At 71.0% G+C, this 7,139-nt stretch carries 6 protein-coding genes; 1 reads left to right on the forward strand and 5 read right to left on the reverse strand.

What is annotated here, in order from left to right; translation table 11 throughout:
* Positions 1-463 (forward strand): SLATT domain-containing protein (locus E2651_RS39280; RefSeq protein ID WP_135336065.1); only part of this gene is annotated, 463 nt, incomplete at its 5' end.
* 145 nt (positions 464-608) lie between these two features.
* On the opposite strand, the gene E2651_RS39285 is transcribed toward E2651_RS39280, so the two are convergent.
* The 5 genes from E2651_RS39285 to E2651_RS39305 all read right to left on the reverse strand — a co-directional run bounded on the left by E2651_RS39285 (position 609) and on the right by E2651_RS39305 (position 7,120).
* Positions 609-1,259: a hypothetical protein gene (locus E2651_RS39285; protein ID WP_135336066.1), complete on the reverse strand. Its 651-nt coding sequence runs from the start codon at positions 1,257-1,259 to the stop codon at positions 609-611.
* 71 nt (positions 1,260-1,330) lie between these two features.
* Positions 1,331-3,751 (reverse strand): dolichyl-phosphate beta-glucosyltransferase, encoded by a 2,421-nt coding sequence (locus E2651_RS39290; RefSeq protein ID WP_135336067.1) that lies wholly within the window; start codon positions 3,749-3,751, stop codon positions 1,331-1,333.
* Positions 3,748-4,449 (reverse strand): GntR family transcriptional regulator, encoded by a 702-nt coding sequence (locus E2651_RS39295; RefSeq protein ID WP_135336068.1) that lies wholly within the window; start codon positions 4,447-4,449, stop codon positions 3,748-3,750. The genes E2651_RS39290 and E2651_RS39295 overlap by 4 nt, the downstream gene beginning before the upstream one ends.
* 119 nt (positions 4,450-4,568) lie before the next feature.
* Entirely contained in the window at positions 4,569-5,930 is a 1,362-nt protein-coding gene (locus E2651_RS39300; RefSeq protein WP_135336069.1) for an aspartate aminotransferase family protein, read from the reverse strand.
* 218 nt (positions 5,931-6,148) lie between these two features.
* Positions 6,149-7,120, reverse strand: a complete 972-nt coding sequence (locus E2651_RS39305; protein WP_135336070.1) for a hydroxyacid dehydrogenase — start codon at positions 7,118-7,120, stop codon at positions 6,149-6,151.
* Positions 7,121-7,139: the final 19 nt, after the last annotated feature.

The raw sequence follows: 7,139 nt of genomic DNA on the forward strand, positions 1-7,139 counted from the left end.
GCTCGATCTGGCCGGGGCGGCGGGGGATGTCGCCGCGTGGGGGTTCGTCTCGCTGCTGGTGGGGGTCGCGTGTGTGGGGTGCGACCGGTTCTTCGGTCTTACGTCCGGGTGGATGCGGGACGTGGCCACGGCTCAGGCGGTGCAGCGGAGGCTTCAGGTACTTCAGTTCGACTGGGCGTCGGAGAGTGTGCGGGAGGTCCTCGGGCCTACGGAGGGGACTGCCGGCGAGGCGGCCGATCGGTGCCTTGGGGTGTTGCGGCGGTTCTCGGAGGACGTGACGGAGATGGTGCGGGCCGAGACGGCGGACTGGATGGTGGAGTTTCGGTCCGGCCCCGCGCCGTTGGCCATGCAGGCGCTGGTCCCGGTCTCGCGGGGGGAGGTGGGGCCTCCCCCCGCGCGGGCCGCGCTGCCGCCGGGGGCTCGCCCGAACATGCCTCGCCAGCGGCCGCCGGAACCGAGGTGAGGCAGCCCCCCGGCGGGATGCGGGGGCTCTGCTGGGCCCGGGTCTTGAATGGCGCCGGGACCGCCCGGCACGAACACCAACACCAACACCAACACCAACACCAACACCAACACCGGCCCAGCAAAGCCCCCCCTCCCCGCGGAAATCAGCTGTAGATGATCATGGAGCCCTGCGCCAGGCTCCGCGTCGTCGCCGCGTGCAGGCCCAGCCAGACGTGACGCTCACGTGCGAAGGGGCTGTCGTCGTGTGGGGCAGGCGCCGCCGGTTCCTCCAAGGACGTGGGGGACTGTGGCGGCGTCGGTGGGCCCGGTGGGTTCGTGGGGTCTATGCCGATCGACGGGGCCACGAACTCCAGTTCCCTGAGCAGCGCCTGCGCCGAGCCCAACGGACCGCCGCCCGAGAGGAGTTCATCGTTCGAGAGGGGTGCGGGGAAGTCCACTGGGACGTACGCACCCGCGTGGTCGTAGTGCCAGACCAGGTGCGACTGCTGGGCCGTCGCGTCGAACATCTCCAGCAACTGCTCGTAGTCCCCGCCCAGTTCGTCCACCGGCGTCACCTCCAGGCCGCACACCTGGAGCAAGTACGCCCGCCTCAGGAAATGCAGCGCGTCGTAGTCGAAGCCCGCGATCGGGGCGACATCCCCCGACAGGCCCGGCATGTACGAGAAGACGGGGACGGGCGGAAGGCCCGCATCGGTCAGCGCCTTGTCGTACGCCGCGATCTCCTCCGCGAACGGGTTGTCGGGGCTGTGACACAGCACGTCGACGAGTGGGACCAGCCACAGGTCACAGGCCAAGGGTGCTCCTCAAATCGGTCGGACGTCGGACGTTCTCCGCGCTCAGGCAGCGTAGCCGCGGCGCGAGCCCGCTAACTGCCCTTGTGCAGATCCCAGATCCACACGCCGTCTACCCACTTTCCGGGGCGGTCAAGGAGTTCCTCGACCGTCACGCGAAGTTCCACGTCATGCTCCTGCGGGGCGAGGACCAGGACGCCCGCCTTCCAGTACGCCAGGTCCGCACGGGCCGCGGCCCGCCACTCCTTGGTGATCTGCGGGGCCTGGCCCGCCGAGCGGACGTCCCGCAGGAGGTTCGACGTGTTGCGGGGCGACGCCCCGTAGATGCCGACGCGGTCCGGGCCCCACGGCCCGTTGAAGTAGCCGCCGGGGAGGCTGAAGCCCAGGTCGGCGGCCGTCTGCCAGTGCAGCGCCTCGGCGCTTGCCGGGTCCGGGAGCGGCACCGGTACCAGCGATTCGCCCTCCCCCACGTACCGCCTCCAGGTCCCGTCCGCGATGAACGCCGGCACCTGCGCACGCTCCACCGCCCGCAGCGGCATCGGCACGATCGGAAGGAGCGCGAGCGCGACGGTGGCGACACCGGCGTAACGAAAAGCCGTACGCGGGGCCGAAAGCAGGCGGGCCAGGGCCAGCGCCACCAGCATGCCCAGCGCCGGCGCGCACACCATCGCCACCCGCGATTCGATGACCGACTCGAAGAGCGGCATGTGCGCGAGAGGGCGCCACGGGCCGGCCAGGACCACGTCCGTCAGCGGAACGCGGAACTTCGGGCCCAGCGACAGGAACGCCGCCGCCAGCACCGTGAACGCCAGCGCCTTCACCACCGCCCGCTCCCAGAGACGTACGACGATCGCGAAGGCCAGCGCCACCAGGGGCCAGCCGTAGAACGCGTTCTGCTCGGTGGGGTTCAGGGAGAGGGCGCTCGCCGTCTTCTCGTCGCCCGCGAGAGAGCGTTCGGAGAAGGAGAGCAGGGCCAGGGGGCTGTTGCCCGCGTTGTCGCCGTGCAGGACGCTCGTATAGCTCTGCGGGCCGAAGAACTGCCAGTACAGGGGGAACGCGACCAGGGGGATCGTCACGGCCAGCGCGATCCCCAGCCCCCGGGCGAGTGGCCTGAGCGCTGCCTTCGCGACATCCCTGCGCGCCATCCCGTACGCGGCCGCGAACAGCAGCATGCCCATCGCGGCGAGCAGCAGCGGTTCCTCGCCGAGGAAGATCTGGTACGTCGTGAAGAGGCCGAGGACGACTCCGTCTCTGACGACACTGGTGCCCTCGCACAGCCGCAGTGCCCTGTCGGTGATCAGCGGGATCATGAACAGGACCATGAAGTTCGGGTGCGCGTGGGCGTGGCTGATCATCGGCGGCGCGAAAGCCGCGAGCGCCGCGCCCGCGGCCGCCGCGCCCCGGTGGCGTACGAGACGGCGGACGATCAGCCGGTACCAAGTGACCGCCGTCGCGGCGAGGCCCAGCGTCATCGCCGCGTTCAGGGCGAGCGCCGGGCCGAAGAGCCAGGTCACGGGGGCGAAGGGGACGGAGAGGCCGAGCATGACCGTGTTGGCCATGAGGTTCACGCCGTCGGGGAAGTTCTGGAGGGTCGTGAAGAGGGGGTTCTGGAGGTGGCGGACGTTGTCCGCCGTCACCGCGAAGAACCACTCCCACTGGTTCTGGTCCTGGAGGGAGTCGGGGAGGTAGCGGTCGCCGGGGGCCGCCCAGCGGCCCGAGTAGAGGGTGACCGACAGGGTCAGGAAGAGAGCCGCCACCAGGACGTCCGCCGGTCGCACCGTGCGGGCCTTGAGCAAGGTCAGTTCGGCGAGGACCTTCACGTAGTCGAACGGGCGGACCTTCGAGCCCTCCTGGTGCGCCCAGCGCACGGGCACCTCGGCGATCGGCCGGCCGGAGCGGCGGAGGTATTGGAGTACCTCTACGTCTATGCCCCAGCCGCACAGCCGGGACGCGGTGAAGGCCTCGCGGGCGCAGTCGCCGTCGAAGAGCTTGAATCCGCACTGGGTGTCGCTGATCCCGGGGACGGCGACCGTACGTATGAGGAAGTTGCCGCCGCGTCCGAGCAGTTCGCGCAGGCGGTGCTGGCGGGCCTCGATCGTCGCTTCCGCTCCGGCGCGGGAGCCGATCGCGGCCGCGTGGCCGTCGGTGAGCGCCTTGTCGAGGCGTTCGAGCTCTTCGATGGGGGTCGCCAGGTCGGCATCGGTGATCAGGACTCGGGCGCCGCGCGACGCGAGGACGCCGAGGCGCAGGGCGTGGCCCTTGCCGCGGTTGCGGTCGGAGCGGATGAGGTGGACGCGAGGGTCGTCGAGCTCCGCCGCGACGGTGATCTGGGCGGTGCGGTCGGTGGAGCCGTCGTCGACGACGATCAGCTCCCAGCGGCCGCCCTTTCCCTCCGGGCCTGCCTCGTCCAGATACGCGCGGATCGCGGCGAGCGTGGGGCCCAGTCGTCGCTCCTCGTTGTACGCGGGGACGACGACGGTCAGGTCCACACTCATGCAGTGGCCGCCAGCCGCTCGATGAGGGCGAGGGAGTGGGTGTTGTACTCCATGACGATTCTGTGGGCCGCCTGCGGGTCGCGGCGGGCAAGGGCGTCGACGAGCTCGGTGTGCCGGGCCCACAGGGTGCCGCGCAGGTCGCCGTCGCCGCGTTCGACGGCACGGCGCAGGTAGGTGACGGCGCAGACCCAGGACTGGACGCGCAGGCGGTGCAGGAAGTCCGAGAGGTAGGGGTTGCCGAAGAGGGCGCTGAGCTCGCGCCAGAAGCGCAGGTCGTAGCCGATGAGTACGTTCAGGTCGCCGGCGCAGGCGGCGCGGGCGGCCTCCTCGCCACGACGGCGTACGGAGACGAGGCCCGCGGCGGCATCGGTGTGCGCCGCCGCGTTGGTCATGAGGTCGCGGAAGATGCCGTCGGAGACGAGGCTGCGGGCCTCCAGCATGCCGCGGTAGTCCGCGATGGAGTGCTCGTGGACGCGGTAGCCGCGGTGCTGGTCGGCGTCGAGGAGGCCCTGCGCGGCGAGGTTCACCAGGGCCTCGCGGACGGGGGTCGCGGAGACGCCGTACTGCTCGGCGATCTCCTTGACCGTGAACTCCTGGCCCGGCTCCAGACGGCCGCCGAGGATCTCGTCGCGCAGCGCGTCGGCGATCTGCTGGCGCAGAGTGCTGCGGATGACGGCGGGGCCGTCGGTGCCGGGCATCTGGGTTCCCCTGCGGTCATCGTGTACGTGGTCGTCTTGCTTATGAGCACGTCAGACTACGCGGTCGGGGTTCCCGGAGCCCGGCACCTCGTTTGTCGGCACCCGGCGGAGCGCAGGGGTTACGCGGTGTGCTCGTCCGCCACGGAAAGCGCCGCGTCCAGCGCCGCGATGCCCTCCTTCGCCTCCGTCTCCGTGATGTTGCACGGCGGGACGACATGCGTGCGGTTCATGTTGATGAAGGGCCACAGGCCCTGCTTCTTCGCGGCCGCGCCGAACGCCGCCATGGGGGCGTTCGCCTCGCCCGTCGCGTTGTACGGGACCAGCGGCTCGCGGGTCGTCTTGTCCTTGACCAGTTCCAGGGCCCAGAACATGCCGAGGCCACGCACCTCGCCGACGCTCGGGTGCCGCTCGGCCAGCTCCGCGAGGGCGGGCGCGATGATCTCCGTACCGACACGGGCCGCGTTCTCGACGACGCCCTCCTCCGCCATGACCTCGATCGTCGCGACGGCGGCGGCGCAGGCGAGCGGGTGACCGGAGTAGGTGAGCCCGCCCGGGTAGGGCCTGCGCGCGAAGGTCTCGGCGATGGCGGAGGAGATGGCGACACCGCCGAGCGGGACGTAACCGGAGTTCACGCCCTTCGCGAAGGTCAGCAGATCGGGCACGATGCCGCCGTCGAAGTGCTCGGCGGCGAACCACTTGCCGGTGCGCCCGAAGCCCGCCATGACCTCGTCCAGGATGAAGACGATGCCGTACCGGTCGCAGATCTCGCGTACGCCCTTGAGGTAGCCCGGCGGCGGGATCATGATGCCGGCGGTGCCGGGGACGGTCTCGAGGATGATCGCCGCGATGGTCGCGGGGCCCTCGAAGGTGATCGTGTCCTCCAGGTGCTGGAGGGCGCGCTCGCACTCCTGCTGCTCGCTCTCCGCGTGGAACGGGCTGCGGTAGAGGAACGGCGCCCAGAAGCGGACGACGCCCGCCGAGCCGTTGTCGGAGGGCCAGCGGCGCGGGTCGCCGGTGAGGTTGATCGCGGCGGCGGTGGCGCCGTGGTACGAGCGGTAGGCGGAGAGCACCTTGGGTCGGCCGGTGTGCAGACGCGCCATGCGGGTCGCGTTCTCCACGGCTTCGGCGCCGCCGTTGGTGAAGAAGATCTTGTCGAGGTCGCCCGGGGTCCGCTCGGCGATGAGGCGTGCGGCCTCGGAGCGGGCCTCGACGGCGAAGGCGGGGGCGAACGTCGTCATCGTCGCCGCCTGCTCCTGGATCGCGGCGACGACCTTCGGGTGCTGGTACCCGATGTTCGTGAAGACGAGGCCGCTGGTGAAGTCGAGGTAGCGGTTGCCGTCGTAGTCCCAGAAGTACGAGCCTTCGGCGCCGGCGACGGCGAGGGGGTCGATCAGCTCCTGTGCGGACCAGGAGTGGAACACGTGCGCGCGGTCCGCGGCCTTGACGGCGGCGCCGACCTGGGGATTCGGCTGAGGGGTCATGTGGGCGAGGGTAAATGTCCACGATGCGGATAGGACATGGGCGTCCTGTTTCGCGGGGGCGGGGGGTACTGGACAGTGTGTCGGGTTGCGGACAGCGGGGTCCCGCCCCGGGCCCCGCGGTGGGCTCCGGGACGGGGCTGCCGCACTCAGGCTGTGGATGTCGCACGTGAACTCCTTTGGTCGTCAGTGCGGGACATGTGGGGGGAGGCACCGAACCGTCAGGCCGACGTCGCCAGGGCCGCCTGGTGCACGGCGTGGGCGAACGGTCTCTGCGCGCAGTAGCGCTCGACTTCGTCGATGGCACTGCCGGTGATGCGCCGGAGCTCGCCGCCGAGCGAGCCCGCGATGTGCGGGGTGAGGAGGACGTTGGGCAGGGAGTAGAGGGGTGAGGTGGCGGGCAGCACCTCCGGTTCGGTGACGTCGATGACCGCGTGGATGCGGCCGGTCGCGGCTTCGGCGGTGAGCGCGGCGGTGTCGACGAGGGAGCCGCGGGCCGTGTTGATGAGCGTGGCGCCGTCCCGCATCGACGCCAGCCTGCGGGCGTCCAGGAGGTGGTGGGTCTCCGGCAGGGCGGGCGCATGCAGCGAGACGACGTCCGAGCCCGCGACGAGTTCGCCGAGGCCGACGTGCCGGGCGCCGAGCGCCGCCGCCTCTGCCGCGTCGACGTGCGGGTCGGCGAGCAGCAGGTCGAGGTCGTACGGCCGCAGCAGTTCGAGCACCTTGCGGCCGATGAGCGAGGCGCCGACCACGCCCACGGTTCTGCGGTAGTTGCCGAATCCGGGGAAGCGCCGCGACCAGTCGGACACGTCACGGTGGTCGCGGTAGAGGCCGCCGATCTCCAGGACCCGCTTGTTGGCGAAGAGGATCGCGGCGACGGTGTACTCGGCGACGGGTACGGCGTTGGCCGCGGCCGCCGACGAGACCACGATCCCTCGGTCCCAACAGGCCTGCGTCACATGGCGCTTGACACTGCCGGCGGCGTGCACGATCGCCTTCAGGGCGGGTGCGCGGGCCAGCACGCCCTCGTCGAGGACCGGGCAGCCCCAGGAGGTGATCAGTATCTCCGCGTCGTTCAGGGCCGGTTCGTCGTCGAAGCTCTCGGCCACGTGGTCCGGGTCGATGTCGACGTACGCCGTCAGACGCTGCCTCTCGGCGGGCGGGAACAGCGCGTCCCGGTGCCTGCGGCCCATGGCGAACAGGGCGCGGGGG

The sequence above is a fragment of the Streptomyces sp. MZ04 genome (genome assembly GCF_004684775.1).
Lineage (GTDB): Bacteria > Actinomycetota > Actinomycetes > Streptomycetales > Streptomycetaceae > Streptomyces.

Bases quoted from the DNA above. Each gene is read 5' to 3' on its own strand.
- E2651_RS39300 (WP_135336069.1), bottom strand. From the start codon at position 5,930: ATGACCCCTCAGCCGAATCCCCAGGTCGGCGCCGCCGTCAAGGCCGCG.
- E2651_RS39290 (WP_135336067.1), bottom strand. From the start codon at position 3,751: ATGAGTGTGGACCTGACCGTCGTCGTCCCCGCGTACAACGAGGAGCGA.
- E2651_RS39305 (WP_135336070.1), bottom strand. From the start codon at position 7,120: ATGGGCCGCAGGCACCGGGACGCGCTGTTCCCGCCCGCCGAGAGGCAG.
- E2651_RS39295 (WP_135336068.1), bottom strand. From the start codon at position 4,449: ATGCCCGGCACCGACGGCCCCGCCGTCATCCGCAGCACTCTGCGCCAG.